General features: G+C 53.1%; 28 protein-coding genes. 12 read left to right on the top strand and 16 right to left on the bottom strand.

The window, feature by feature from the left end:
* Positions 1-327 precede the first annotated feature (327 nt).
* Both QFZ34_RS17785 and QFZ34_RS17780 read left to right on the top strand, forming a co-directional pair.
* Positions 328-789: a DUF5330 domain-containing protein gene (locus tag QFZ34_RS17785; protein ID WP_307283611.1), complete on the top strand. Its 462-nt coding sequence runs from the start codon at positions 328-330 to the stop codon at positions 787-789.
* A gap of 64 nt (positions 790-853) precedes the next feature.
* On the top strand, positions 854-1,294 hold the full coding sequence (locus QFZ34_RS17780; RefSeq protein WP_115052199.1) for a SufE family protein: 441 nt from the start codon (positions 854-856) through the stop codon (positions 1,292-1,294).
* Positions 1,295-1,324: 30 nt separating this feature from the next.
* Here QFZ34_RS17780 and QFZ34_RS17775 read toward each other — a convergent pair whose 3' ends face one another.
* Together QFZ34_RS17775 and QFZ34_RS17770 are read right to left on the bottom strand one after the other, a co-directional pair.
* Positions 1,325-2,125, bottom strand: a complete 801-nt coding sequence (locus QFZ34_RS17775; RefSeq protein WP_307283606.1) for a DUF6456 domain-containing protein — start codon at positions 2,123-2,125, stop codon at positions 1,325-1,327.
* Positions 2,122-2,574, bottom strand: a complete 453-nt coding sequence (locus QFZ34_RS17770) for a helix-turn-helix domain-containing protein (RefSeq protein WP_307283603.1) — start codon at positions 2,572-2,574, stop codon at positions 2,122-2,124. The genes QFZ34_RS17775 and QFZ34_RS17770 overlap by 4 nt, the downstream gene beginning before the upstream one ends.
* Positions 2,575-2,771: 197 nt before the next feature.
* Between QFZ34_RS17770 and QFZ34_RS17765 the strand changes: the two genes are divergently transcribed.
* The gene (locus QFZ34_RS17765) at positions 2,772-3,071 is read left to right on the top strand and encodes a cytoplasmic protein (protein ID WP_307283601.1); all 300 of its coding nucleotides are present in this window, start codon (positions 2,772-2,774) and stop codon (positions 3,069-3,071) included.
* A gap of 165 nt (positions 3,072-3,236) precedes the next feature.
* Here QFZ34_RS17765 and QFZ34_RS17760 read toward each other — a convergent pair whose 3' ends face one another.
* A complete protein-coding gene (locus tag QFZ34_RS17760) occupies positions 3,237-3,674 on the bottom strand; it encodes a Ros/MucR family transcriptional regulator (RefSeq protein ID WP_115051961.1) in 438 nt (145 codons plus the stop codon).
* Between the two features lie 393 nt (positions 3,675-4,067).
* Between QFZ34_RS17760 and msrB the strand changes: the two genes are divergently transcribed.
* On the top strand, positions 4,068-4,472 hold the full coding sequence (msrB, locus tag QFZ34_RS17755) for a peptide-methionine (R)-S-oxide reductase MsrB (RefSeq protein ID WP_115051962.1): 405 nt from the start codon (positions 4,068-4,070) through the stop codon (positions 4,470-4,472).
* Positions 4,473-4,628: 156 nt separating this feature from the next.
* A complete protein-coding gene (locus tag QFZ34_RS17750) occupies positions 4,629-6,734 on the top strand; it encodes a S9 family peptidase (RefSeq protein ID WP_307283597.1) in 2,106 nt (701 codons plus the stop codon).
* Positions 6,735-6,790: 56 nt separating this feature from the next.
* On the opposite strand, the gene QFZ34_RS17745 is transcribed toward QFZ34_RS17750, so the two are convergent.
* The 3 genes from QFZ34_RS17745 to QFZ34_RS17735 are packed head-to-tail and all read right to left on the bottom strand — an operon-like array spanning position 6,791 to position 8,042.
* Positions 6,791-7,207 (bottom strand): GFA family protein, encoded by a 417-nt coding sequence (locus QFZ34_RS17745; protein ID WP_307283594.1) that lies wholly within the window; start codon positions 7,205-7,207, stop codon positions 6,791-6,793.
* Between the two features lie 44 nt (positions 7,208-7,251).
* Positions 7,252-7,716, bottom strand: a complete 465-nt coding sequence (locus QFZ34_RS17740) for an SRPBCC family protein (RefSeq protein WP_307283590.1) — start codon at positions 7,714-7,716, stop codon at positions 7,252-7,254.
* A complete protein-coding gene (locus QFZ34_RS17735; protein WP_307283586.1) occupies positions 7,713-8,042 on the bottom strand; it encodes an ArsR/SmtB family transcription factor in 330 nt (109 codons plus the stop codon). The genes QFZ34_RS17740 and QFZ34_RS17735 overlap by 4 nt, the downstream gene beginning before the upstream one ends.
* A 149-nt stretch (positions 8,043-8,191) precedes the next feature.
* Here QFZ34_RS17735 and QFZ34_RS17730 point away from each other — a divergent pair, with 149 nt between their 5' ends.
* Complete coding sequence (locus QFZ34_RS17730; protein WP_307283582.1) at positions 8,192-8,530, top strand: metallophosphoesterase; 339 nt, start codon at positions 8,192-8,194, stop codon at positions 8,528-8,530.
* Positions 8,531-8,559: 29 nt separating this feature from the next.
* On the opposite strand, the gene QFZ34_RS17725 is transcribed toward QFZ34_RS17730, so the two are convergent.
* The 5 genes from QFZ34_RS17725 to QFZ34_RS17705 form a co-directional block, all read right to left on the bottom strand.
* Entirely contained in the window at positions 8,560-8,853 is a 294-nt protein-coding gene (locus QFZ34_RS17725) for a hypothetical protein (protein WP_307283578.1), read from the bottom strand.
* Between the two features lie 238 nt (positions 8,854-9,091).
* On the bottom strand, positions 9,092-10,015 hold the full coding sequence (locus QFZ34_RS17720) for a cytochrome c (RefSeq protein ID WP_307283575.1): 924 nt from the start codon (positions 10,013-10,015) through the stop codon (positions 9,092-9,094).
* Between the two features lie 10 nt (positions 10,016-10,025).
* A complete protein-coding gene (locus QFZ34_RS17715; RefSeq protein ID WP_307283572.1) occupies positions 10,026-10,475 on the bottom strand; it encodes a c-type cytochrome in 450 nt (149 codons plus the stop codon).
* A gap of 137 nt (positions 10,476-10,612) precedes the next feature.
* The gene (locus tag QFZ34_RS17710; protein WP_307283569.1) at positions 10,613-11,596 is read right to left on the bottom strand and encodes a D-alanine--D-alanine ligase family protein; all 984 of its coding nucleotides are present in this window, start codon (positions 11,594-11,596) and stop codon (positions 10,613-10,615) included.
* The gene (locus tag QFZ34_RS17705) at positions 11,559-12,068 is read right to left on the bottom strand and encodes a hypothetical protein (RefSeq protein WP_307283566.1); all 510 of its coding nucleotides are present in this window, start codon (positions 12,066-12,068) and stop codon (positions 11,559-11,561) included. Before QFZ34_RS17705 ends, QFZ34_RS17710 begins: the two co-directional genes overlap by 38 nt.
* A gap of 313 nt (positions 12,069-12,381) precedes the next feature.
* Between QFZ34_RS17705 and QFZ34_RS17700 the strand changes: the two genes are divergently transcribed.
* The gene (locus tag QFZ34_RS17700) at positions 12,382-13,458 is read left to right on the top strand and encodes a CaiB/BaiF CoA transferase family protein (RefSeq protein WP_307283563.1); all 1,077 of its coding nucleotides are present in this window, start codon (positions 12,382-12,384) and stop codon (positions 13,456-13,458) included.
* A 109-nt stretch (positions 13,459-13,567) separates the two neighbouring features.
* Here the strand turns inward: QFZ34_RS17700 and QFZ34_RS17695 are convergent, their stop codons facing one another.
* Both QFZ34_RS17695 and QFZ34_RS17690 read right to left on the bottom strand, forming a co-directional pair.
* Positions 13,568-14,167, bottom strand: coding sequence for a superoxide dismutase (locus QFZ34_RS17695; RefSeq protein ID WP_115051974.1), 600 nt, complete (start codon positions 14,165-14,167; stop codon positions 13,568-13,570).
* 154 nt (positions 14,168-14,321) lie between these two features.
* On the bottom strand, positions 14,322-15,200 hold the full coding sequence (locus QFZ34_RS17690; protein ID WP_307283557.1) for a branched-chain amino acid aminotransferase: 879 nt from the start codon (positions 15,198-15,200) through the stop codon (positions 14,322-14,324).
* 354 nt (positions 15,201-15,554) lie between these two features.
* Between QFZ34_RS17690 and QFZ34_RS17685 the strand changes: the two genes are divergently transcribed.
* Entirely contained in the window at positions 15,555-16,265 is a 711-nt protein-coding gene (locus QFZ34_RS17685; protein WP_115052201.1) for a L,D-transpeptidase, read from the top strand.
* Between the two features lie 218 nt (positions 16,266-16,483).
* On the opposite strand, the gene QFZ34_RS17680 is transcribed toward QFZ34_RS17685, so the two are convergent.
* Positions 16,484-18,016, bottom strand: coding sequence for a helicase HerA-like C-terminal domain-containing protein (locus tag QFZ34_RS17680; RefSeq protein WP_307283554.1), 1,533 nt, complete (start codon positions 18,014-18,016; stop codon positions 16,484-16,486).
* Positions 18,017-18,316: 300 nt separating this feature from the next.
* On the opposite strand from QFZ34_RS17680, the gene QFZ34_RS17675 reads away from it, so the two are divergent.
* On the top strand, positions 18,317-18,682 hold the full coding sequence (locus QFZ34_RS17675; protein WP_115051976.1) for a DUF2267 domain-containing protein: 366 nt from the start codon (positions 18,317-18,319) through the stop codon (positions 18,680-18,682).
* A gap of 56 nt (positions 18,683-18,738) precedes the next feature.
* On the opposite strand, the gene QFZ34_RS17670 is transcribed toward QFZ34_RS17675, so the two are convergent.
* Positions 18,739-19,503: an SDR family oxidoreductase gene (locus tag QFZ34_RS17670; RefSeq protein WP_307283548.1), complete on the bottom strand. Its 765-nt coding sequence runs from the start codon at positions 19,501-19,503 to the stop codon at positions 18,739-18,741.
* A 188-nt stretch (positions 19,504-19,691) separates the two neighbouring features.
* On the opposite strand from QFZ34_RS17670, the gene QFZ34_RS17665 reads away from it, so the two are divergent.
* The 3 genes from QFZ34_RS17665 to corA are packed head-to-tail and all read left to right on the top strand — an operon-like array spanning position 19,692 to position 24,256.
* The gene (locus QFZ34_RS17665) at positions 19,692-21,125 is read left to right on the top strand and encodes a methylmalonyl-CoA mutase subunit beta (protein WP_307283545.1); all 1,434 of its coding nucleotides are present in this window, start codon (positions 19,692-19,694) and stop codon (positions 21,123-21,125) included.
* 4 nt (positions 21,126-21,129) lie between these two features.
* Complete coding sequence (gene scpA / locus QFZ34_RS17660; RefSeq protein WP_307283541.1) at positions 21,130-23,262, top strand: methylmalonyl-CoA mutase; 2,133 nt, start codon at positions 21,130-21,132, stop codon at positions 23,260-23,262.
* 1 nt (position 23,263) lies between these two features.
* Complete coding sequence (corA, locus tag QFZ34_RS17655; protein ID WP_115051980.1) at positions 23,264-24,256, top strand: magnesium/cobalt transporter CorA; 993 nt, start codon at positions 23,264-23,266, stop codon at positions 24,254-24,256.
* Between the two features lie 196 nt (positions 24,257-24,452).
* On the opposite strand, the gene QFZ34_RS17650 is transcribed toward corA, so the two are convergent.
* Entirely contained in the window at positions 24,453-24,926 is a 474-nt protein-coding gene (locus QFZ34_RS17650) for a GreA/GreB family elongation factor (RefSeq protein ID WP_115052202.1), read from the bottom strand.
* Between the last annotated feature and the right edge of the window lie 24 nt (positions 24,927-24,950).

The raw sequence follows: 24,950 nt of genomic DNA, 5'->3' as shown, positions 1-24,950 counted from the left end.
TTTCATGAATGCTCTTTCAAGCACTCTTGTCAGCGTTAACTTTTGCAGACGAGGCTTTAAGGAAAGGATAAAACTGGGGGATCGAATGAGCCGTAAACCCGGTTTCGAGCGATTGTGACTGGCATGGTAAATGAAGAGTTTCGGTCAAACACAAATTGGCGTGTCGAATCGTGCAATCAACGATTTGCGCCTCAACAGTTGTTAATGCTTGGTTTCTATAGTGGCTCAAATTGAGACGCAGGCTTCAACGCTATGTTGCTAAGCCTGTGTCACAGTCTTCGCGTAGGTCGTCTTGGGACGGTGGGTTTTGCGCCAAAGGGTTGGGCTATGTTCTTTTTGATCAGATTTGCGATCAAGTTCTGCTTCTGGATGACAGTCGTGTCATTATTCATGCCTTCGCTCTCCAATGAGAAGGGCGGACCCAGCCCGCTTGAAGCCCTGCTGGCAGCGCAAGACACAATCAGCGATCTGTCGGATTTCTGTACCCGCAAACCCCAGGCCTGTGAAACTGGCAAGGCGGCGATCGCAAATGCTGGCGTACGTGCCGGTGAAGCCGCCAAAGTCGGATATGAATATCTCGATGCCCAGCTCGGCAAAAAATCCGATGATCCGGACTCGGTGGTTGCGAGAGCGCATGGCGATGCGCCAGATACCAGCGATGCTGAAGCAATCAAAGCAAAACTGCGTGAAATGGCTTTACGTGAGATTATCAACGCCGCCACCCGCGAGCGTGAAGAAACAAGCAAAATAGACGCCAAGGCCCATACGGGCTCAGTCAGTAAGAATTGAATTGCATAAAAACGGTGACGTTCGCAGTTAGGAACACTATATGTGCCCTGAACAGGACAATACCATGGCACAGACTATTGACGACATTATTGGCGATTTCGACTTCATCGACGATTGGGAAGAGCGCTATCGCTATGTCATCGACCTTGGTCGTGATCTCAAACCCTATCCGGAATCAGCCCGCGACGCCGTGCATAAGGTCAATGGCTGTGTCAGTCAGGTCTGGCTCAAAAGCACGCTTTCAGCAGGACCAGATCCCGTTATCGAATTTGTCGGCGACAGCGACGCACACATCGTTCGCGGTCTGGTTGCTATCATGATGGCGCTTTACTCAGGCAAAAAAGCTTCGGAAATTCTCGCTATCGATCCGGAAGCCGTTTTGCGGAAGCTAGGTCTTAATGAAAATCTGACGCCGCAACGCTCGAACGGTCTGCGTTCGATGGTCGCCCGCATCCGCCGGGAAGCCGAAACAGCGCTCGGCTCGGCGGATGCAACGCAGCATTAAGCCAAATTCGTCAGAGCAAAATCATTGCCCTTAGCTTATTGAGGGACGGTAACCTTCCGTGCCCCAGTGAATAATGCTTGAAGTGCGGCGCGTTGGCGCTGGCGGATTGTAATGTCTGTCGAGCACAGCCAGTGCTGTTTTCAGGATCAGTTTTGCTGAACGGACCGGCCATTGCCGCTCACGCTCGACTATTTCCAATCCCTTGAGAAAGCAGCACACATCGACCAAGACGCCCGCAAGTTCAGGTCCGACCGCATTGAGCGCCCGCTCCACACGTTGGCGAGCAGCCAAGGCCGCCTCTGTAATTTCGAGCACACCATTGGAGCGCGAACCACTGCCAGTCACATCCCAGTTAACACTGATCGAGGGCATCAGATTGCCAAGGGTGAAATCCCGACGCAATTGCTCTCCCGCCTTGAACGCCGCTTCGTTGATCAGTAGCTGGCCCGTGCCATCCTTGCGTTTACGCAGATTTGCCAGCGGCGACTCGGCCTCATTGGTGCGAACTTTGCTTGGGCCATGTTCGTCCGGGAGCGTTATGAACGCCTCATTTCTATGCTGACTGGCAAAGGCATCACCATCGGTGGCGCTCCGCAGCAGCCATGCCTTACCTGCATCGGAAATTTTCAACTCCGACTTACAGGGCACCACGAGTCCCGTCATTGCTGCATGGGCGATAACATCTCTTTTAACGCTCAACACACCATATGCGGCGCTTTCAAGCATCAATTTTTCCGGCGCTGCCGCTTCAGCGAGTTGCACTGAACCCTTGGCGAGAAATCGTAAAAGGCGCGCAATCATGGCTTGATCGGTTGTGGAGTGACCGTTCATCGACGCACCCTCCCGCTTTGAGCAAAGGCCGCCCGAATAACTGTTTCAACCATATGCACGATGCGGTCAAAATCTGTATCCTCGCGCATATCCTCAATCAGATGACAGGCATGGGCCACCGTACTGCGATCTCGCCCGAAGACACGACCGACCTGCGTCATGGACATGCCGAGTGTGACATGCACCACATACATGCCAATTTGGCGAACGCGCGCAACGGCTTGTTCGCACCGCGAGTTTGATCGCAAATCGCAACCTGAAATGTTAAAGAGAGCGGACAACACGTCTTGAACATGTTCACATATCTGGAAATGTTGCTCGCCTAAGACGTCATTCCGAGTAATGACAGCCAGAATCGGCGTAGTCCCGTCGCGACGCGCGCGCAGGGCTTTGACTATTTTTTGCGCATCCGCCGCTGACCTTATCGTATGGTTGAAATTCGGAACCATTACTCTACTCCACCTCTTTAGTAGGAATATCTTCTTATACCCCCACCATCAAGAACGTGGATAAGTTTTTGCCAATACAACCATTATCCATTTGTTTTAATTATATTATTTGTTTTTCTACTCATTATAAATAGGTCTTTTATCCTACATCACTGCCAATCCACCATAATACCGGCCACACTGAAAGGAGTGGTCCAATGTCGATATGCGAGTTGAAGAAAGAGCGTGGCGCGTTTCTGGCGGCCAAGGAAATCACCGCGGGCGAGGCCCGGCAACGTTTAGCCCTGCAAATATTTTGTAATATTGATCTCGACCAATTGCCTGGAAAAGATGAGGCGAGCCGAGTTCATATGTGCCGGCGTCTGATACGGCTCATAGAGCGCGAACGGCTCAAGGGAACAAGTGGGCATTGGAGTTATGATCTCAATCGCCACATTGGTCTGAAACAGGCGTTGGACAGGTTGCAGGGTCAGGCAAAGCCAAAAATGGCCATTTAACAAAAACGGCGCCCAAGGCGCCGTTTTTCAAATCCAAATAGTCAGTTCCAATAGTGGGAGTGCAATCTAGCCTCCCGCATCCGCTTGCCATCAGACCCATTCAAAAATGTGATCTATTGGCTTTCCGCAGGAGTTGAACTCTTACCACCCGACCGAATATCGGTCTTAAGCGGCCTTCTTGCGCTTACGACCAAGACCCATATTCTTGGCAAGGCGCGAACGAGCTGCTGCGTAGTTTGGCGCGACCATCGGATAGGAAGGATCAAGATCCCACTTCTCGCGATACTGTTCTGGCGTCAGGCTATAATGAGTCATCAGGTGACGCTTCAGTGATTTAAACTTCTTGCCGTCTTCGAGGCAAACAATATAGTCATCTGCAACGGACTTCTTTGGGTTGATTGCAGGTTTTGGTTTTTCCTGAACAGCAACAACCGCCTCTGAGCCACCGTTAACGCGACCAAGCGCTGAATGTACCTCGGCGATGAGCGTCGGCAAATCGCCGGCCGGTACAGAATTATTGCTGACATAGGCAGCAACCAATTCAGCCGTCAGCTCAAGCAAAACATCGCTGGCCGTGGAGTTTGAATTGTCGAATGTGGTCATTAAAGTCCAATTCCTTCGTCTAATTTGAAATATCGGGAGGGGAGTTAAAAAACACCAATATAAAGCTCTAGGGCGCTCTGTTTTCCGACGCCTTTGGCGATCCTCTTTTTCGGATTTTGGTGAATTTGTCAAATCAATACTTCATTTACAAAAGAAATATTTCAAACGACATCAAATTCAGAGATTAACCACCAATCGCGCCAAGAAGCCATACTAACCCCACTCAACGAATGCACGCACCTGCCGACGACGCGCATTCGAGAATTTACCTATATAACTAATACAAAAAATGGCAAAAATGAGGAATATAACGTTTCACGCAAAGCATTCTATAATAACGGATGTTGTGGAGTGCAGTGTTCATGCTTACATTTGCATTGAAAGGAACAAAAAATGAATACAAAAACGTTCAAAGTGGTAAAAACTGATGCAGAATGGCGTGAGCAGTTAACACCGGAACAGTATCAAATTACGCGAAACCATGGAACGGAGCGCGCATTCTCCAGTCCGAACTTCGATAGTAAACTCAAAGGTGTTTATAAGTGCGTTTGCTGTGATCGCCCGCTTTACAAGTCAGAAGCAAAGTATGAGTCCGGTACAGGTTGGCCAAGTTTTACAAATCCAATCGAACCTGACGCAGTGATTGCTGTGGAAGACCGGTCCTATGGCATGCTCCGCACGGAGATTAAATGCTCTGATTGCGATGCCCATCTTGGTCATGTTTTTCCGGACGGGCCCGCTCCCACGGGCCTGCGTTACTGCATGAATGGCAATGCCTTGGTCTTTGACCAGGCCTAGTGCGAACCACTGGGCCGAACGCTTCCATTTAATCTGTCCAACTATCAACTAAAGCCGCATTGACGCGATACCGGCTTATATGAAATCTGCGTTGCAGCCCGGAAAATCGTGCCGGGCTGCGAGATGGACCTTATCGCCAACCTTTGAAAGTTCTCCATGACGAATTCGCCACGCTTTTCCGCTCATCCCGTTCCAAAATCCGAAAAGAAGCCTGTTTCTGATACCCGTCATGGCATTACCCGTGTGGATGATTACGCTTGGATGCGTGCGGAAAACTGGCAGGACGTCTTCCGTGATCCATCGACGCTGGAACCGGAAATCCGCAGCCATTTAGAGGCGGAAAATGCCTATCAATCGGCGCTTATGGCCGATACCAAGCCATTGCAGGCCAAGCTGTTTGAAGAAATGAAAGGCCGCATCAAGGAGGATGATTCGTCTGTGCCCTCCAAGGACGGTCCCTATGCCTATGGAACCTCGTTCAAGACCGGCGGCCAGCATCCACGCTTTTTCCGCACACCACGCGATGGCGGCGAGCAGACAATGCTGCTCGACGGTGATCTCGAAGCACAGGACAAAGCCTATTTCAGCCTTGGCTCTGCCGATCATTCGCCCGACCACACCAAGCTGATCTGGGGCGTCGACGACAAGGGCTCTGAATATTATACGCTGAAAGTGCGCGATCTCGAGACAATGCAGGATAATGCCGAAACTGTCAGCGATACGTCAGGCAGCGGCGTCTGGAACGCGCAATCGGACGGCTTCTACTATACGCGCGTTGATGCCAATCATCGCCCTTCCCGCCTGTTCTTTCACAAGCTTGGAACGTCGGAGAGCCAAGACCGCCTGATTCATGAGGAAAAGGACCCGGGTTTCTTTCTGGGTGTTGGGGGCAGTTCCCTTGATGATTTTATCTTCATTGATATTCACGATCACGAGACCTCTGAAGTTTGGCTGATCCCGGCAAATGATGCTTCCGCTGAGCCAAAGCTTGTCGCGGAACGTCAACCCGGCGTTGAGTATAGCCTGACCGAAGGCGGCGATGTTTTCTACATCCTCACAAATGCTGATGGCGCCAAGGATTTCAAAATCATGAGCGTTCCGGTGGCAACGCCGGAAAGAGCCAATTGGAAAGAAGTCGTTGCCCACAAGGCGGGACGTCTGCTGCTTGGACACTCAGCCTACAAGAATCACCTGGTTTGGCTTGAGCGCGAAAATAGTTTGCCTCGAATTGTTATTCGTGACCGCCAGACCGGTGAAGAACATGCCATTGCATTCGATGAAGAAGCCTTTTCGCTCGGCCTTTCCGGCAGCCCAGAATATGACACCGAGGTGATCCGCTTTTCCTATTCGTCGATGACGACGCCGACGCAGCTTTACGACTATAATATGCGGACACGCGAGCGTTCATTGCTTAAAACGCAGGAAGTGCCATCCGGCCACAATCCGGACGACTATGTAACCCGCCGCCTTCTCGCGCCCGCTCATGATGGCGAAACTGTTCCGGTTTCCATCGTTTATCACAAGAACACCAAGTTGGATGGCTCCGCCCCTGCGCTGCTTTACGGCTATGGTTCTTATGGCCACAGCATTCCGGCCAGCTTCAATACCAACTGCCTTTCACTGGCAGATCGCGGTTTCATCTACGCCATTGCCCATATTCGCGGCGGCAAGGATAAGGGCTATGATTGGTATGAAAACGGCAAGCGCCTCAATAAGCTGAATACGTTCAAGGACTTTATCGCTGCCTCCGAACATCTTGTTGCGGAAGGCTTCACCAGTCATGACCGGATCATAGCGCAAGGTGGTTCTGCAGGCGGCATGCTGATGGGTGCCATTGTCAACATGGCACCACAGAACTTTGGCGGCATCATCGCCGAAGTACCCTTTGTTGATGTGATCAATACAATGCTTGATGACACCCTGCCCCTCACCCCGCCAGAATGGACGGAGTGGGGCAATCCGATTACCTCGGCAACCGACTACTCCTATATGGCATCCTATTCGCCTTACGATAATGTCACGGCACAGGCTTACCCGCCGATCCTTGCCGTGGCAGGCCTGACAGATCCGCGCGTCACCTATTGGGAGCCGGCAAAATGGGTTGCCAAGCTACGCGAGCTCAAGACCGACGATAATCCGGTGCTTTTCCGTATCAATATGGATGCCGGGCATGCAGGCGCTTCCGGGCGTTTTTCAAGGCTGGAGGAAGTTGCCTATACGCAGGCCTTTGCCTTGAAATTGGTTGGTAAGGTCGAAGCTTAAGACCAAAGGCAAACCTGGATACGCCACATGTGAAGCCTTGCCGATACCGGCTGCCTTCACATGGGCGGCATCTGTTCGAATTTCGTTAGCGAAGGATCGATCGTGTCCCACGCAAGGCCGCGGATGGCGTAAGTGACCACCTGCGGATTGAACCGACTTGGATCGTCAAGGCTGGTCGCGGGGACAGCGACCATGTCCGGCGTTGCTACCGAGTTCAAATAGACAAGCGTTCCGCAGGTCGGACAGAAGGCGTGAATCTTTTCGATCCCGCTATCGCCTGCGACATTCCATGTGCTCGCTTTGCCGGTGATTTTCATAGCGGCTCTATTGACGAAAGTCAGGTAAGAGCCATGCCCGGTCCCACTTCGTTTCTGGCAATCATGGCATTGGCAGTGGTTTTCGAAGATGGGTGCGCTGCTTATTTCATAGCGAATTTCGCCGCAGGCGCATCCGCCTGTGTAAGGTTTGCTCATAACTCTCTCCCAATAAGCACTAGATCAATGACGACGCGGTTGCGTCAGTCCTTCCCGTCGACAATGCTGCCGATATTCTCGATCACTTTCTTCCAACCTTCGCTCATGCTCTTGAACGCGCTGTCGTTTTTCGGCAGGACGAAGCCGGAATGGATAAGACGCAGGCGCGTGCCGCTTTCACCCTTGGACAGGATGAATGTGACCACGGTGTCGAGCTGTGAGCCATATCCGGAATTACTGCTATGCCCGCCTTTCCAGGCGTAGGAAAAGCGCTCATACGGCTTTACCTCAAGCACTTCGCAGTGGATGGTGCCATCCCAAGCGCCCGCTGGCGTGGTTTTGTAGGTGAAGTGTTTGCCTTCCACGGGCTCGAATCCGGACGGAATCATCAACCAGCGTCCCATCAAACTCGCAGTGGTCAATGTTTTCCAGATTGTTTCCGGCGAATGCGGAAAAATCTCGTCCACCACTATTTTTTGCGTATCAGGCTTTAATGCTGCTTCGTTCATGGATCGATTTCCTTCAGCAATGTTCTAAGATTGGCAAAACGCTCGCGCCAGAAGACACCATAATGGTCCATCCAGTTGACGAGTGGCTCAAGCCCTTCCGGCTGAGCGCGGTAGTAAACTTTTCGACCTTCGGGACGCTCAGCGACCAGACCGGCCTGCTTGAGTGTCTTGAGATGTTGTGAAATAGCGCCTTGCGTCACGCCGCTGCCGCGCGTGAGCTCGACAACAGTAATTTCCTGGTTCTCGATAACCTGTTCAAATACGGCCCGCCTTGTGGGATCGGCCAATGCGCGCATGACGGCGTTTATAAGATCTGCTTCTATCATGCCAAACCATTAGCGCATACTAATTCATTAGTCAATACTAATTAAATAAGAGGCAGGCATAAAGGAATTGGCTGTAGTCTCGCCATGAATGGCATATAGTTGAACCCTGCCCGCAGCGCGATCGACTGGTTTCGCATAGGAGAATTAGAATGAAGCGCATGACTCAGATTTTGATGTTTGGAATGGCCGTCGCCATTCAGCCTACACTTTTGTCCGCAGGCATCACGCCAGCACAAGCTGCCATTCGCAAGAATGTCAGCGAATATGCCGGTGAACGCTGCAACGCGCCGCCAATTGGCTCGGGTATAGTCTTTGGCCGTTATAGCGGGACCACGGACAATCCGATGATTTCCTTTGGTGATGACCAGACAACGGTATCCTTCCAACGCTGCTTTGGATCCATGGAGGAATGCCAGGGCTGGCTCTACACGATGCGCAGCAAATATACCGATGGAAATTCCGTGCTCATTGGTTGCAAGCGGCGATAATCATTCCAGCCAAATGTCGCCGCGACGTATTATTCTTCGCGTGAGGCAAGGCACGGATCGAGGACGATATGGGTTTTATCCAATATTCTCATGCCGCCGCGAATGAGAATATTATCTCCAAGTTTCATCCCGTTATCTGAATAGGTGATGCACATCACCTGCACGCCCGATTGCGGACATATCGCCAGATACCAAAGGGCTTCATCGCTATGAATATAGGTGAGAGGCCCCGAAGCCCATAGATCGATGCGATTGCCTTCAGGTGTTTCAAGCCCGGCAATTATTGCCGCCAGGCCTTCGCACGATGCATTTTGTTTGGGCATCTCCTCCGGTCCGGCCAAGCCTGGACGTTCGGAAAATACGGTACCCTGTGCCAACGCTGCAGAGCTAAGACCGCTGAGCATAAATAAAACGAGGCAGTAATTACGCGCTGATTTGGAAAACATTGCTCTGGCTGCCGCTCCTATCGCTGTAGAGGCCGCCAATGGATGACACAATTAGGCACGCTGCAAGCAACGATTTCCAAGGCCTGGCATAAGTAAATCTTATGTCGCCGGCAAATCACTGCGCGGCGGGATAGCCATTCGCATGGGCTGGAATAGCTTTCAGATAGGCGGCAATCGCATCCCGGTCAGACGGTTGCAGATGGGACATGTTCTGCACCACATCGGCCATGGATCCACCCAGCGAATCAAAATCAGGCGTGAATCCGCTTTCGAGCGAATAGGCGATATCCTGCGCCGACCAGGAATCAATACCGCCCTCGCCGCCGGTAATATTAGGCACTACACCCTTGCCTTCCGCCGCCTTGGCACCCGCAAGCCACAATGTCTTATCAGGTCCGCCAATGGCGTTGCGCGGTGTATGGCATTCGCCGCAATGGCCAGGGCCTTCGACCAGATATTGGCCGCGCTTGATCGCATCAGTTGCATTGGCAATCGTCAGCACCGGCTGATCGGACAGGTAAAGCCGTTTCCACAGGCCAATGCCGCGCCGCACGGTAAAAGGGAAGCTCAGCTTATGCGGGCCTGCAACATTTTCCGAGGGCGGCAAAGTCTTCATGAAGGCATAGAGGTCGGCAATGTCCTGCAATTGCATGCGAGCATAGGATGTATAGGGAAAGGCAGGATAATAGTGTCTTCCGTCCGGTGAGACACCATGGGTCATCGCATTGGCAAAATCAGACAACGACCAGCCTGCAATTCCCTGATTGGCAGGCGAAATATTCGGCGTCACAAAGGTGCCAAAGGGCGTGACCAATTCCTCGCCGCCACTTAAAACCAGTCTGGCATCACCAGTCGCGCCCGGAGCGGCGTGGCAGGAAGCGCAGCCGCCTTGCCAAAATACGCTCTGTCCGCGGGTTGCATCGCCCGGCGTGGTGGCTGCCAGCTTTGTCTCATCAAGTCGAGTTGGCGCAGACAGCAACCAAAAACCTGCGCCGCCAAGGATCAGGAGGCTGAGTAGGAATTTGAAAATCCGGCGCATCACCGGAAAATCAGTTCTTTTTTATGCGGAAAGCCTGATGACAAGTGCCGCAATTCTGCGTCACCTGATTGAATGCAGTCTTGAAGCTTTCAAGGTCTTTCGGATCAGCGGCAACGGCGGCAGCCACATCGGCTTTATATTTGTCGATAGCAGCAACAAAGGCCGCATTATCTTCCCAGATTTTCGGCGAAGCCGTTGTATCGCCTGTATCACTGCCTGCAGGGAAAAGGGTGGCAGGATCAAGCTTCTGCGCATCGTCATTGATCTTTTTCAAAGCTGTCATGACGGTGGCGGCATCAAAGGTTTTTTCTCCCTTGGCGATGGGAGCGATGCTTCCGACTGCCTTTCCCTGATCCTTCATGAGTGCTTGCCTGTCGACTATGGGATCGGCGCTTGCCGTGGTGGCAAAAACTGCAAGTGCCAGCAATGGCGCGGCAGACAAAGCAATCAGTCTTTTCATCGAATAGAGTCCTACTCTTGTGGCTAATAAAAAACTTGGCTTCAAGGGCTTGGAATCACTCTAGTCAAAAGTTTTCGAATTGCACGGGCACAGCGCAATCACATTTTCGTTTGCTGGCGGTTTCAGTAAAAACCCATTTATGCGCTGGCCGAAGTGGCAATCTCGATTTGTCCGTGAAGAAACTCTTTGAAGCTGATACCTTGCGCCGCCAGAGCTTTAGGAAAGAGCGAGGCGTTCGTTAGGCCCGGCAGAGTATTGATCTCAAGGAAGATCGGACCGTCGGCAGCGATGATGAAGTCGCTTCTCGAATAGCCGCGCGCTCCAATGGCTGAGTGCGCTTTTAAGGCCAATGTTTGCAGCGATGTATTGGTCTTCTCGTCAAAGGTGGAAGGGCAAAGCTCATTTGTCTGAGACGATAGATATTTTGCTGCGTAATCAAATACGCCATCGGCGGGCCGGATTTCAACCGGCGGCAGCGCGATCAGTTCTCCCTCATGCTCCAGGATACCGCAGGTGGCGTTTACCCCCTCAATGAATGGCTCTATCAAGTAGGCTTCTTTCTGCATCACCTGTTCGAGCTCATGAATGTCTTCTGGGTTGTTCACAAACAAAAGACCATAGCTCGATCCGTCTGCTACCGGCTTTGCTACGAGCTTTCCATAAGTGCCAAGATCGTTGGCAGCAGATGCGAGCGAGAGGGTTGGCGGAGTTGCAATGCCAAGCACGGCAACAGCTTCCTTACTGGCAACCTTGTCAAATGCCAGTCGACTGGCCTTGGACCCGCAACCGGTAAATCTGGCACCGCGTGTCTCACAAAGAGCGGCGAATTCCCCATTTTCTGCCATGCCACCGTGCAAACCAAGGATAAGCACGCGATGCTCCTGAGCGGCGCGATCAATCGCGTCTTCAATGGATCCAATAACTTCGCCAATGGCTGGCAAATCGACCTCAAAGGGGCGCGAATGCCCCATAAGATGGTCCCGCTCGCAGCTTCGGATAATCCCGTCGCTGCCCCAGAACCAAAGGTCCGCTTCCGGAAGCGTAGCGGCGATGGCTTGCGTACTTGCAACCGAAACGAGGCGCTCACGATTTTCGCCGCCGAAGAGGATTATATTGCCCATGCAGTTGAATTCCCCAGATCTTTACAATGGGCCCACCTCTTATGGATTTGATGGCTTTTTCAAGGAGCGGCCACGCCCACAACCATTCAACCGGCTGCCTGAAATTGCCTTCGAAAAGCAGGTCACACAAAAAAGCCCCTCCATCTTGTGATGAAGGGGCTTTTTTCATGTTGCCGCAGCGAGCCTGGTTACAGATCGAAGATGATCTGCGCGTTGCCTGTCCGGTAATAATGCGGACGATAGTGGCGCGGGCGATCATATCGACGGTCCCAACGGCGATAATGTGGCCGGTCCCAACTGCGGTAGTACGGCCGATCATATCGACGATAATGCGGGCGGTCCCAACGGCGATGATGGCGGCGCTCCCAGCGATCGCGGCGATCCCAACGGCGTTCGTAACGATCACGACGATGCCACCTGCGGTGATCAACCTTCTGAACCAGCGTGTCAGCACCGGTTCCAGTCGCTTCAATCGATCTTTGCACCGTTGCAGGTGCGGCGCTGGCCGATCCCGCAGTTCCCAGAGTACCAACCGATATCAACAACAGCACAAATTGCTGAAATCAGCTTTCTCATTGTTCCTCCAGTGAACACCTCTCAGAATGAGGGCATCCAGCGTGTTAAAAGTCCCTAAGGTATTAGACTTAAGTCTAATCCTCTGAACGACAGATGAACAACCAATATGGCAAGGCGAAGGCGTAAAATTTTTGCCGGATGACTCGCTGGCCACTGGGCATTAAAAATGCCAACCTGCCTCGAATAATCGCGTCCGAGGCTGGCTACTCATGGAAGATATGCCCCCACGGCAAGGTCCGCTTGCAGGCATTAAGGTACTGGAATTTATAGGACTTGGCCCTGCTCCGCATTGCGCCATGCTTCTGGCAGATCTTGGTGCAGATGTTGTGAGAATTGAACGGTTGGGAGGCAATGGCTGGCCCAACCCCGTTCAAGATCGTGGACGCCGCATTCTGCAATTGGATATACGTGCTGATTCGGGGCGCACTCGGTGTCTCGAACTAGCGGCAAAAGCGGATGTGCTTATTGAGGGTTATAGGCCCGGCGTGATGGAACGGCTTGGCCTTGGACCAGATATTTTGCGAGCTCTCAATCCCCGTCTGGTGTATGGCCGCATCACAGGCTGGGGACAGACTGGCCCGCTCGCTCAGACCGCCGGACACGACATCAATTATATCGCTCTTGCGGGGGCGCTTGCTTCGATGGGCACGAGCGGCCCTCCTCTGCCACCACTCAATCTGGTTGGCGATTATGGCGGCGGGTCGATGCTTCTGGCCTTCGGTGTTCTTGCTGCACTGATCGAGCGGCAAAGTTCAGGCAGAGGACAGGTTATCGATGCCGCGATTATAGATGGCGTCTCATCCCTGATGAGCCTTTTTACCGGGCTTGCAGCGACGGCAAGCCTTTCCATGGAGCGTGACAGAAATCTTCTCAACGGAGCGGCGCCCTATTACCGCAGCTATGCCTGTTATGATGGACGCCACATTGCTGTCGGGGCGCTTGAGCCGAAATTCTTTGCCGAATTATTGGAAAAGCTGGGCATGGATACACGGTGGCTGGCATTGCAGAACGCCCATGAAAACTGGCCCGAACTTGAAGCGGAATTTACCCGAATCTTTGCCATGCGAACGCAGGCAGAATGGTGCACATTGCTCGAATCCACGGATGCCTGTTTCGCACCGGTGTTGACGTTAAGCGAGGCACCGCATCACCCGCATATGCAGGCGCGCAAGACCTATATTCAAGTGGATGGCCAGCAGCAATCTGCACCGGTCCCCAGATTCTCCCGAACACCGGGCGAAGCAAGGTCTTCGGTTACGCTGAAGCCGGAAGATGATATTTGGTAATTTCAGGCTTGCGCTGAATTGCCGTTGCGGTTCGCCAAACCAAAACAGACAGCTCAAAATAAAACGGCCCCGATAAACGGAGCCGTTTCAGACCGTTTATTAAACTGGTTTATTTGGCTTTTTCGTAAAGCTCGGCAACATAGTCCCAATTGATCAGGCTATCGACAAAGGCTTCCAGATATTTTGGACGGGCATTGCGATAATCGATGTAATAGGAATGTTCCCACACATCGACGCCTAGAATTGGCGTTGCGCCGTGAACCAGCGGGTTTTCGCCGTTTGGTGTCTTGGAAATTTCGAGCTTGCCGTCTTTGACTGAAACCCATGCCCAACCCGAGCCGAACTGTGTTGTGCCAGCTGCGATGAAATCCGTGCGGAACTTGTCATAGCCGCCAAGGTCGGATTCAAAAGCCTTTTCCAGAGCGCCGGGAAGCTTCTTGCCGCCGCCGTCTTTCTTCAGCCAGTTCCAGAAATGCAGATGGTTGTAATGCTGACCGGCATTGTTGAACAGGCCAGCGTTCTTTCCATAGGATTGCTTGACGATTTCCTCAAGGGAAAGGCCCTCAAGACCGGCTTCGGCAGCCAGTTTGTTGCCGTTATCGACATAAGCCTTGTGGTGCTTGTCATGGTGATATTCGAGCGTTTCGCGGGACATAAAGGGTGCGAGCGCGTCATAATCATACGGCAGTGCGGGCAATTCGAAAGCCATGGAAGTCTCCTCTTCGATCTATATCTGTGACGGGATAGGCTGCCCGTTCGGGTGATGACCTATCCTGACAAAACCTGCCTTGGTTACATAGGTCCGTATTTGTTCGGGAGCAATGCGAAACGGATCAATATTTCGGCTTGAACGCATTATCGGGTCAAATTTTCGGCCCGGCATGGGCGAACTCCCAATAAAGCTCTCTCGCCTTGCGGGCTATCGGACCGACTTGCAGCTCACGGTCCTCAATTTTGATAACGGGCACAACCTTCGAATGGTTCCCCGTGGAGAAAATCTCGTCCGCCTGAAGGAAATCCTGAACCGTCAACGTCGTCTGCGTGGTACGGAAACCATAGTCAGCCAGAACATCGATAATACGCGAACGGGTAATGCCTGAAAGGAACGTGCCGTTTGGTGCCGGGGTGAAAATATGCCCGTCCTTGACCATGAATATATTGGAGCTGGCCGTTTCAGCCACATTGCCCAGCATGTCGAGAACCAGCGCATTGTCAAAACCGCGCGAACGCGCTTCCAAAATGGCCCGGCCATTGTTCGGATAAAGGCAACCGGCCTTGGCATTGGTCGGCATGGTTTCAAATGTGGGGCGGCGGAAGGGCGAAACGCTTAGCGAGAAGCCGGTCGGTTCAAGCATGGGCGCTTCGTAAATGCTCAGGCAAAAGCGGGTGGACTCAGGATCGGCCGGTACGCCCATATAGCCGCCATGTTCGCCCCAATACATGGGCCGGATGTAGACCGCTGTCTTGCCATCGAATTTTTTCAGGCCATCATGGGTCAATCCGACGATTTCGTCGGCACTCATCGTCGGCTTCAGCCCCATGGCAATGGCTGAAGTGTTGACGCGGGCGCAGTGCAGATCGAGATCGGGCGCCACGCCCTCAAACCAGCGCGCGCCATCAAACACGGTAGAAGCCAGCCACATGGCATGGGTGCGCGGACCAATCAGCGGCACGTTTCCCTCATACCAATCCCCGTCGACATAGGTCCAGGTTGCGGTTTGCGCTGCTGAATTAACTGCCATGATGCTGATTCCGTTCATGCTGATTGTGTTGAAGCAACGAAAAGCCATTTAGCGCTGAGGTCAATAGCCGTAATCGACTGCCCCACCAATAAACGGACTGCATTAATGTGATGCGTGGTTCGCGAACCACGCACAATATTAATGCAGTCACCTTTCCTCACGAAGTGTTTATCATCAGACAGGCTTAGAAAGCAGCGGATGCACCGCGTTTCTGTTGCCCGCGCGCAACAGTTGTGAGCTTGCCTTGTTTATGCCCTATTGCTAACGGTTCATCGCCATATTCTTTGTGCGTTTAGAGCATGTTACCAATAGTGACTGCGTGCTGAACTTTCCCGCCACCAACCTGGTTTAATGATGCAAAACACACTTACACGTCGCGGCTTCCTCACGGCAATGACTGCAACTGCAGCAGCCGGCCTCGCAGGATGTGCACAGATCCGCGGTGATATGCCGGTCATCAAGGTCGATGATTATGGCAATCCGCTAAGACCCGGAACTGACGTTGATCCGGCTTTGGGCTCCTATGAGGCCATGTATTCAGCACGCGAAGATGGCGGCTTCCAGCTACCGGCCATACCGGTAAAAAAGATGGACCCGCGTTATCTGCGCCAGATCGTGCGCGATCCCACGGGCGAACAGCCGGGAACCATCGTCGTCGATACAAACACAAAATTTCTTTATCTGGTGCGCGAAAATGGCGAGGCCATCCGTTACGGCGTTGGTCTTGGTCGTGAGGGTTTTGCATGGTCAGGCCGCGCCATTGTTCAGTGGAAGCGCCATTGGCCCAAATGGACTCCACCGGATGAGATGATTGCCCGCCAGCCGGAATTGGCTCAATATAGCTCTGCAAATGGTGGCATGGCGCCGGGTCTGAACAATCCACTGGGCGCGCGCGCGCTTTATATTTTCCAGAACGGCGTGGACACGCTCTACCGCCTGCATGGATCACCGGAATGGTGGACAATCGGCAAGGCGGTTTCGTCAGGCTGCGTGCGCTTCATCAACCAGGATATCATCGATCTTTATGATCGCGTTCCAAACAAGACGCCGATTCTCGTTATTTAAGCTTATGCCGCTCAAACAAAGGCTGATGGAGCAATCCATCGGCCTTTTGGATGCTGATGACAGTACTGTTACGCTAAGGTCCTGCCTCGGTGTTCAGCAGTTAAAAAACTGCACTACTGCAATCGAGCATTATCACAGGCCCAGGAGGGGTTCGCGGGAGGGGCGCAATCGCCCACTCACCATCTTTGCGCGTGTTCGGAATTCCGAAGGCGTTGAAACTAGCGTTTGCTGAGGCTTCCCAAAATCCCTCGGACCAGCGCGCGTCCGAGCGAGGAGCCGACGGAGCGGACAACGGATTTCATCGCGGCTTCCGCTACAGTTTGGCGACCACGGATCTGGCCACCGCGCGGACCGGTCTTGGTTTCACCGCCGAGAAAATCGGGAAGCTTCCAGCCACCTGTACTATCAGCCTCTGCCTGCTGCGTTTGCGCCTCTTCTTCGGTTTTCGCCTGCACTGCCTTCTTCTGCAAAAGCTCATAGGCGGATTCGCGGTCGACCATTTCATCATAGATACCGGCAACTGGGCTGGCATTGATGAGTTTCTGACGCTCATCAATATTCAACGGACCGATGCGCCCCGATGGCGGGCGGATCAATGTCCGCTGGACCATGGAAGGCACGCCCTTTTCAGCCAGCGTGGAAACCAGGGCTTCGCCCGTGCCGAGATTGGTGATTGCTTCGAATGTGTTGAAGTCCGGATTGGCGCGGAATGTATCGGCAGCCGTCTTTACGGCATTCTGCTCGCGCGGCGTATAGGCGCGCAAAGCATGCTGCACGCGGTTACCAAGCTGTGCCAGCACCGTTTCAGGCACGTCCAGCGGGTTCTGCGAGATGAAGAAGACACCAACGCCCTTTGAGCGAATCAACCGGACAACCTGCTCAACGCGTGTGAGCAGAGCTTTGGGCGCTTCATTAAAAAGAAGGTGGGCCTCATCGAAGAAGAAGACCAGGCGCGGCTTTTCCGGATCGCCGATTTCCGGCAATTCTTCAAAAAGCTCCGAGAGCAGCCAAAGCAGGAACGTCGAGTAAAGGCGCGGATTCATCATGAGCTTGTCAGCTGCAAGAATGCTGACCTGCCCCCGCCCATCGGTTCCGGTACGCATAATATCGGTGATTTTCAGTGCGGGTTCTCCGAAGAACTTCGTGCCGCCCTGCTGTTCGAGCACCAGTAGCGAACGCTGGATCGCTCCAACCGAAGGCTTGGTCACATTGCCGTAGCGTGCCGAGATTTCTTCAGCCCGCTCCGCAATATTAACCAGCAGCGATTGCAGGTCCTTCATGTCGAGAAGCAGAAGCCCCTCTTCGTCGGCGATCTTGAACGCGATATTCAAAACGCCTTCCTGCGCTTCCGTCAGATTCATCAGGCGCGAGAGAAGAAGCGGACCCATTTCAGAAATAGTCGCGCGGATCGGATGACCCTGCTCGCCGAAAATATCCCAGAAGATAACCGGCGACGAAGCCATTGTGTAAGGATCGAGTTTTACGTCAGCTGCGCGTTTGACGAGAAAATCCTTCTCCTCGCCTTTGGCTGCGATTCCCGACAGATCGCCTTTGATGTCCGAGCAGAAAACCGGCACTCCGGCTGCGGAGAAGCCTTCAGCCAAAACTTGCAGCGTGACGGTCTTACCAGTGCCGGTTGCGCCCGTGATCAGACCATGGCGATTGCCGAATTTGAGCAATAACGACTCGGCCTGATTATAGCTGTCATCCGGCTTGCGGCTTGCACCAAGGAAAATACTGTCTGCGGCCATGTCGTTCTGTCCTCGTCACTGTCGTCACTTGACCCATGGTATAAACAGCCAAATCCCGTGCGACAATGGCAGAACGTCGATGTTACAGAAAAGCACAAAATGGTGAGCGTCCCCATCAATGCCGATGCGGTTTTAGGTACGATTACGGGAAAACAAGCGCTGCAAGAGAATCTTCACCTGCAATTGCATTTTAGTTGTGCAGGGTTGAAAACATGCCCCAGATGAAAACGAACACTTGTGTGATATGAATTTCACGCATATTACGTAAACGTAATTCAAGCCAGTTGGGAGATTGCACTTATGGATGAACTTATCGCTCGTATTACCGCCAATGTCGGCACCGACCCTGAAACCGCGCGCAAGGCGGTCGGCCTCATTCTGGCGTTTTTGCAGAAGGAAGCCCCTGCCGATAAGGTTGATCTGCTGATTGCTGGCGTGCCCGGCAGCGAAGAGGCAATTGCTGAAGCCAAGGGTAGCGGCGGGTTGCTTTCCGGCCTTATGCCCGGCGTTATGGGCCTTGGGTCGAAGCTGATGGGCATTGGTCTCGGCATGGGCGAAATCAGCGGCATTTCCAAGGAAACCATTGCGTTTGCACGTGAAAAGGCTGGAAGCGGCCCGGTCGACGAGGTCGTCAATTCAATTCCGGGTCTTAGCCAGTTCGTTTAAAACGGTCATTTTCGGACGCCGTGAAAACGCGCGCTTTAAGGCGCGCGTTTTCGTTTTCACGTGCGGTTGATCGATACGCCGCCATCGACAAGCATGGCCGAGCCTGTTGTAAAACTGGACGCATCAGAAGCGAGATAAAGCACAGAGCGAGCGATCTCCGCTGGCATTGCCCTTCGCTTAAGCGCATGCAGCCCTTCCACAAAGGAGAGTTTTTCCGGCGTATCCACCCAAGCTTTGGCCATTGTTGTTTTTGTGCCGCCGGGCAGAATCGCATTGACGCGAATACCTTGCGGTCCAAGTTCAGCAGCCAGCGATTTCATCAAGCCAATGACGCCCGCCTTGCTTGCGCCATAAGCAGCCGTTCCGGGAAATCCCACGGTGTAGCCGACAAAGGTCGACGTAAAAATCAGGGAACCAGCCCCACGTTTCTGCATCGCCGGAATTTGGTATTTCGCACCCAGAAAGGCGCCTGTGAGATTGACGTTCAGCGTGTCTTGCCAGCCTTTCAATGTGATGTCGGGGGTCGCTCCCATCTCGCCATTGATACCCGCATTATTAAATCCGATATCCACCCCGCCAAATGTGTCCTCCGCCAGCTCCACCAATGCCTTGGCATAGGGTTCGTCTGCAACGTCTCCCGCAAGAGCAACCGCTTTGCCGCCCGCAGCTTCGATATCCGCAACAAGCTTATCAAGCTCGTTTTGACGTCTTGCCGCCACAACAATATTCGCACCTTCGCTCGCCAGGAGCTTTGCTGTTTCATAGCCGATGCCGGAACTTGCACCTGTGATAATAGCCGTTTTTCCATTGAGGATTTTCATAATTTAAACCTTTCGCCTGTTCGTGACGGCCAAGCTTTCATGGATCACCAATGCCAGCCACCCGAAACCGGCGGCGAGGAAAATTCATTTTATTTTCAGTGCGTTGCGCTAGCGGCACTTTGCTTTGTTGCGAAGCAGCATGGTTCCACCTAAAGTCACAAACAAAGAACAGACTGCCGGGAGAAAGCATGGACGCGTCACTGCTCAAGGAAACTGAATTTGCGCAGACGACCCACGAAAAATGGGTCAAACTTGCGCAGAAAGCCTTGAAAGGCGCTGATTTCAACGAAACCCTGGTTTCCCGCACCGATGATAACATTGCTGTCGGCCCATTGTATCAGCGCGCCAGTAAGGCGCAGCTCACTCCGCGCAAAAACCCCTCCCAAGTCTGGCACATCGTACAGCGCATTGATGATCCAGATCCCGCCCGGGCAAATAAGCAACTATTGGAAGATCTGGAAAATGGCGCGACGGGAATCGCACTGGTTTTCGAAGGCGCACCCAATGCTTTCGGGTATGGGCTGCCAGCCACCCGTGAAGCTGTTGATCAGGTTTTGCGAGGCGTCCATCTCGACATGATTCACCTGCGGATGGACGTTCATCCAAAAAGCCGCGCCTGTGCTGACTGGTTCGTCGACTATATGCGGCCACGCGATGTCAATCCGAAGACACTGAGCTTTTCCTTGGGTATCGATCCGGCGGCAACTTTGGCGGGAACGGGGCGTTTGCGCATGAGTATCGCAGCGCTGAAAGCTTCGCTGCCGCAGGCACTTGCCGGATTTTTCTCCGATGATCTCCCCGGTATTGTGCTGGAAGCCGATGGCCGCGTTTATCACAATGCCGGAGCCACCGAAGCGCAGGAGCTTGGTGCCATGCTCTCCATTGCTGCGGGGCATTTCCGGTTGTTTGAGGAAGCCCGCCAGCCCATTCACTATGCCGCGCCGCATATCGGTTTTGCGCTGTCAGTCGATCAGGATCAGTTTATTTCTATCGCTAAAATACGCGCGCTGCGCCGTCTCTGGGCGCGCTTGCAGGAGGCCTGCGATATCACCCCGTCTGCGGCGATGATCCATGCGGAAACCTCGATGCGCATGATGACGAAGCTTGATCCGGAAACCAATATTCTGCGTACCACCATAGCGTCCTTCGCCGCCGCTATCGGCGGTGCAGATACGATCGCTATTCTCCCGCACACCATTACGCACGGGCTGCCGGATGGCTCTGCGCGCCGCCTTGCCCGTAACACCCAGCTCGTTCTTGCAGACGAAAGCAATCTTGCTTTTGTTGCCGATCCTGCCTGTGGTTCCGGTGCAGTCGAAAGTCTGACCGAAGCGCTATGCGAGGCAGCATGGAAAGAATTTCAAACCCTCGAGCGTGAAGGCGGCATTCTGCAAAGCCTTGTCGACGACAAGCTCCAGGAGCGCATCGTCAATGCTCGCCATGCCCGGGCCGAGCGGTACAAATCCGGCGAGCGTTCGATCATCGGCACAACCGTCTTCCCGGCCGCCACCGAACGCCCTGTGAAAGTGCTGGACGCTCCGCACATGCCATTGCCAACGGACGGCGTGGTGCACTGCGAACCGCTGACATTTCCGCGCATCGACGAAACACTGCAGGCTTGAACCGATGAGAATTCCCGATTTTACCAAGATCGATTGGCAAGCACCGAAAAGCGCAGCCGCAAAGCCGGATGCTGCTGTCTGGAAAACGCCTGAAGATATCAAGGTCAGGCGCTCTTATGGCGATACGGCCTTGCGTGGCCTGCCACACCTTGATTCATTTCCCGGCGCTGCGCCCTTCATACGCGGCCCCTACCCGACCATGTACGTTCAGCAACCCTGGACCATTCGGCAATATGCTGGGTTTTCGACGGCAGAAGAGTCCAATGCCTTTTATCGCCGTAATCTGAAAGGCGGACAGAAAGGGCTTTCTGTTGCCTTCGATCTCGCAACACATCGCGGGTATGATAGCGACCACCCCCGTGTCGCGGGCGATGTTGGCATGGCGGGTGTGGCCATCGATTCCATTCTCGATATGCAACAATTATTCGACGGCATTCCGCTAGGCGAGATGACTGTTTCGATGACCATGAATGGCGCAGTGCTTCCCATTCTGGCGCTTTACATCGTTGCTGCGGAAGAACAGGGCGTGCCACAGGAAAAGCTCGCCGGGACCATTCAGAACGATATTCTGAAAGAGTTCATGGTGCGCAATACCTACATCTATCCGCCCCAGCCATCCATGCGGATCATTTCCGATATTTTCTCCTACACATCGGAGAAGATGCCGAAATTCAATTCGATCTCGATTTCCGGTTATCATATGCAGGAAGCCGGAGCGACGGCAGATCTCGAGCTTGCCTACACCATTGCCGATGGCATTGAATATGCCCGCGCTGGCGTCGCTGCCGGTCAGGACATTGATACATTTGCGCCAAGGCTTTCATTTTTCTGGGCAATCGGCATGAACTTCTTCATGGAAGTGGCCAAGTTGCGGGCGGCACGACTGCTTTGGGCTGTTTTGATGAAGAAGAACTTCAATCCCAAGGATGAGCGTTCGCTATCGCTGCGGACCCATTCGCAAACATCAGGCTGGTCGCTCACGGCGCAGGACCCGCACAACAACATCATGCGCACCATGATTGAGGCGATGGCTTCAACGCAGGGGCATACGCAGTCTTTGCATACAAATTCCTTTGACGAGGCCCTGGCTTTGCCAACCGACCATTCCGCCCGCATAGCGCGTAATACGCAGCTGATCCTGCAAAAGGAGTCCGGAACAACCCGGATTATCGACCCGTGGGGTGGATCGGCCTATGTTGAACGGCTGACCTATGATCTGGCGCGGCGCGCCCTTTCGCATATTGAAGAGATCGAAACACTGGGCGGCATGGCCAAGGCCATTGAACAGGGCATTCCTAAAATGCGTATCGAAGCAGCGGCAGCCCGCACACAAGCGCGTATCGATAGTGGCCAGCAACCGGTGATCGGCGTCAATTCCTACCGCCCTACCGAAGATACGCTGGTCGATGTGCTCAAGGTCGACAATGCCGAGGTGCGCGCGCGCCAGCTTTCCAAGCTTCAGCAACTCAAAGGCACGCGTGATGTTGCAGCCGTCGATGATGCACTTTCCGTGCTGACTTCGGCTGCCAAATCAGGAAGGGGCAATCTGCTTGATTTGGCGGTTAAAGCCGCTCGTGCAAGGGCAACAGTGGGTGAGATCTCACTGGCGCTGGAAAAAGCCTATGGCCGTCATGTTGCAACCATTCACACGATTTCCGGCGTTTACCGCAAGGAAGTTGGAAAGAGCGAAGTTGTTGACCGCGTTCAGGCCAAGTGTGCAGCCTATGAAAAGCGGACCGGCGAAAAACCACGCATTCTCGTTGCTAAAATGGGACAGGATGGGCACGACCGCGGCCAGAAGGTTATCGCCACTGCCTTTGGTGATCTTGGCTTCGATGTGATCGTTGGAGCGATGTTCCAGACGCCCGAGGAAGTTGCGGAACTGTCAGCGGAAAGCAATGTGCATATTGTTGGCGTTTCATCGCTTGCTGCCGGACATCTGACTTTGGTGCCTGAACTCAAGGAGTCATTGAAACGTCACGGCCGCGAGGACATATTGGTCATCGTCGGCGGGGTTATTCCGCCGCAGGACTATGAAGCTGTTCTGCAAGCTGGCGCTGCTGCGATTTTCCCTCCAGGGACTGTCATAGGCGAAGCCGCAGAGAAACTGATTGATACGCTGTTGGATTCACTTTGAAATGATTACAATTTATACGCTTGATGGCGACCGTCTCGTCTCTCACATTGCGCAGGCTGGCGATCCGGCACCGGACAATGCGGTCTGGATCGACCTTTTGAATCCAACCCATGAAGAAGATGTTCAGACCGAGAGCTGGACCAAGGCCTCCATCCCGACCAAGGAAGACATGATCGAGATTGAGGAATCCAGCCGGTTTTATGCCGATAATGGCTCGCAATATCTTACAGCATCGATCCTTCACTCAACTGAGAATAAACACCACAGCATTGCGCCGATCACCTTCATACTGACCGGCCCTATGCTCGTCACAGTGCGTTACAGCGAGCCAAAAGCCTTCGCGCTTTACATCAGCCGCGTCAGCAAAGCTGGCAATGGGCTGATCAATGTCAAGTGCAGCGGCGTCACCATTTTGCTCGGCATCATTGAAGCTGTAACGGATCGCATTGCCGATATTCTCGAAGGTGTTGCGGGTGATATCGACCATAATTCATTTGCAATTTTTCGCCGGTCGGAAAAAGATCGGCCAATGACAACCAAGAATTTTCGTGACAGCCTCACCCGTATTGGCGGGCAAGGAGCGTTTCTTTCCAAAATTCGTGAAAGCATAGCGGGTGTAAGCCGTTTGCTGGTCTACATGACGGCAATCACCGACCAGAACACCTACAAGAAAGAAACGCGAGCCTGGATCAAATCACTTGAACGCGATACGCAATCGCTGAGCACCTATGTAGATTTTCTTTCCAACAAGATTACCTTCCTGCTCGACACAGTGGTTGGCCTCATCTCCATCGAGCAAAATGCCATCATCAAGATTTTTTCCGTCGCAGCAGTGGCTTTCATGCCGCCCACGCTGGTGGCTTCGATCTACGGCATGAACTTTCACTTCATGCCCGAACTCGACAAGGTTTGGGGCTATCCCATGGCGCTTGGCGTTATGATCGCCTCCGCCGTTATTCCACTGCTCATTTTCAAGAAGAAGGGCTGGCTTTAGATAATAGCGGTTAGCTTGACGGTTTGATGCATGATCGCTGTAATCGAACTTATATTGCCCGCTATAATCTAACAGTGGACAACGAGTTGAGATTGATTGAGACGAAAGAAGGGTTTCAACCTACGCCCGTTGCCACACCTTCAAAAGAAACGGAATAGATCCCTCTTTGAGAGGGTAGTTCGCGGCTCGCCCATAGTCATTCGTTTATTTGAATTTTCACAATTTCCCACTCATGACCATTCAGCACAAAGCTGTCGCCGATTGATTTGCCAAACATCAGATTGGCAATAGGGGATATATGCGAGATTTTTCCGTGACTTGCATCGGCTTCGTCCTCGCCGACTATCTTCCAAACCTGCTTCTTGTCGTCCTCGTCGGCAATCGTAACCGTCATGCCGAAGCGCACAACATCGCTATCCGGATCAGGAATTGAGAGTTCCGCCGTTTCGCGCCTGGCCGACCAATAGCGTAGATCGCGGGATGCGCGGGCAATCATATTACGGTCTGCCTCGGCGTTTCCCTTTGCCAATTCGCCATGAGCCGCCGCCAGTTCTGCATCAATCATTGCCAATCCTTCGATTGTCACCAGATTACGATGCGTACTTAATGGGCGCTCGCCAAGATCAATCGATGAATTGCTGTCATCTTCTTTTGTAAAAGCTCTACTCATGAGGTTAAAGTAGGCATTGCGAGG

The organism is Phyllobacterium ifriqiyense (assembly GCF_030817885.1).
GTDB classification, from domain to species: domain Bacteria; phylum Pseudomonadota; class Alphaproteobacteria; order Rhizobiales; family Rhizobiaceae; genus Phyllobacterium; species Phyllobacterium ifriqiyense.
Note: the sequence above shows the minus strand (reverse complement) of the source record. Positions and strands in the feature narration are given on the sequence as shown.

What these genes read in the sequence shown, in the direction of transcription:
- QFZ34_RS17735 (WP_307283586.1), bottom strand. Translation starts at nt 8,042, where the DNA reads ATGATAGAAGCAGATCTTATAAACGCCGTCATGCGCGCATTGGCCGAT.
- QFZ34_RS17715 (WP_307283572.1), bottom strand. Translation starts at nt 10,475, where the DNA reads ATGAAAAGACTGATTGCTTTGTCTGCCGCGCCATTGCTGGCACTTGCA.
- QFZ34_RS17710 (WP_307283569.1), bottom strand. Translation starts at nt 11,596, where the DNA reads ATGGGCAATATAATCCTCTTCGGCGGCGAAAATCGTGAGCGCCTCGTT.
- QFZ34_RS17770 (WP_307283603.1), bottom strand. Translation starts at nt 2,574, where the DNA reads ATGGTTCCGAATTTCAACCATACGATAAGGTCAGCGGCGGATGCGCAA.
- QFZ34_RS17695 (WP_115051974.1), bottom strand. Translation starts at nt 14,167, where the DNA reads ATGGCTTTCGAATTGCCCGCACTGCCGTATGATTATGACGCGCTCGCA.
- QFZ34_RS17670 (WP_307283548.1), bottom strand. Translation starts at nt 19,503, where the DNA reads ATGAAAATCCTCAATGGAAAAACGGCTATTATCACAGGTGCAAGTTCC.
- QFZ34_RS17760 (WP_115051961.1), bottom strand. Translation starts at nt 3,674, where the DNA reads ATGACCACATTCGACAATTCAAACTCCACGGCCAGCGATGTTTTGCTT.
- QFZ34_RS17725 (WP_307283578.1), bottom strand. Translation starts at nt 8,853, where the DNA reads ATGCCCAAACAAAATGCATCGTGCGAAGGCCTGGCGGCAATAATTGCC.
- msrB (WP_115051962.1), top strand. Translation starts at nt 4,068, where the DNA reads ATGAATACAAAAACGTTCAAAGTGGTAAAAACTGATGCAGAATGGCGT.
- QFZ34_RS17680 (WP_307283554.1), bottom strand. Translation starts at nt 18,016, where the DNA reads ATGGCCGCAGACAGTATTTTCCTTGGTGCAAGCCGCAAGCCGGATGAC.
- QFZ34_RS17785 (WP_307283611.1), top strand. Translation starts at nt 328, where the DNA reads ATGTTCTTTTTGATCAGATTTGCGATCAAGTTCTGCTTCTGGATGACA.
- QFZ34_RS17730 (WP_307283582.1), top strand. Translation starts at nt 8,192, where the DNA reads ATGAAGCGCATGACTCAGATTTTGATGTTTGGAATGGCCGTCGCCATT.
- corA (WP_115051980.1), top strand. Translation starts at nt 23,264, where the DNA reads ATGATTACAATTTATACGCTTGATGGCGACCGTCTCGTCTCTCACATT.
- QFZ34_RS17650 (WP_115052202.1), bottom strand. Translation starts at nt 24,926, where the DNA reads ATGAGTAGAGCTTTTACAAAAGAAGATGACAGCAATTCATCGATTGAT.
- QFZ34_RS17740 (WP_307283590.1), bottom strand. Translation starts at nt 7,716, where the DNA reads ATGAACGAAGCAGCATTAAAGCCTGATACGCAAAAAATAGTGGTGGAC.
- QFZ34_RS17685 (WP_115052201.1), top strand. Translation starts at nt 15,555, where the DNA reads ATGCAAAACACACTTACACGTCGCGGCTTCCTCACGGCAATGACTGCA.
- QFZ34_RS17750 (WP_307283597.1), top strand. Translation starts at nt 4,629, where the DNA reads ATGACGAATTCGCCACGCTTTTCCGCTCATCCCGTTCCAAAATCCGAA.
- QFZ34_RS17675 (WP_115051976.1), top strand. Translation starts at nt 18,317, where the DNA reads ATGGATGAACTTATCGCTCGTATTACCGCCAATGTCGGCACCGACCCT.
- QFZ34_RS17765 (WP_307283601.1), top strand. Translation starts at nt 2,772, where the DNA reads ATGTCGATATGCGAGTTGAAGAAAGAGCGTGGCGCGTTTCTGGCGGCC.
- QFZ34_RS17665 (WP_307283545.1), top strand. Translation starts at nt 19,692, where the DNA reads ATGGACGCGTCACTGCTCAAGGAAACTGAATTTGCGCAGACGACCCAC.
- QFZ34_RS17700 (WP_307283563.1), top strand. Translation starts at nt 12,382, where the DNA reads ATGGAAGATATGCCCCCACGGCAAGGTCCGCTTGCAGGCATTAAGGTA.
- scpA (WP_307283541.1), top strand. Translation starts at nt 21,130, where the DNA reads ATGAGAATTCCCGATTTTACCAAGATCGATTGGCAAGCACCGAAAAGC.
- QFZ34_RS17720 (WP_307283575.1), bottom strand. Translation starts at nt 10,015, where the DNA reads ATGCGCCGGATTTTCAAATTCCTACTCAGCCTCCTGATCCTTGGCGGC.
- QFZ34_RS17780 (WP_115052199.1), top strand. Translation starts at nt 854, where the DNA reads ATGGCACAGACTATTGACGACATTATTGGCGATTTCGACTTCATCGAC.
- QFZ34_RS17690 (WP_307283557.1), bottom strand. Translation starts at nt 15,200, where the DNA reads ATGGCAGTTAATTCAGCAGCGCAAACCGCAACCTGGACCTATGTCGAC.
- QFZ34_RS17745 (WP_307283594.1), bottom strand. Translation starts at nt 7,207, where the DNA reads ATGAGCAAACCTTACACAGGCGGATGCGCCTGCGGCGAAATTCGCTAT.
- QFZ34_RS17775 (WP_307283606.1), bottom strand. Translation starts at nt 2,125, where the DNA reads ATGAACGGTCACTCCACAACCGATCAAGCCATGATTGCGCGCCTTTTA.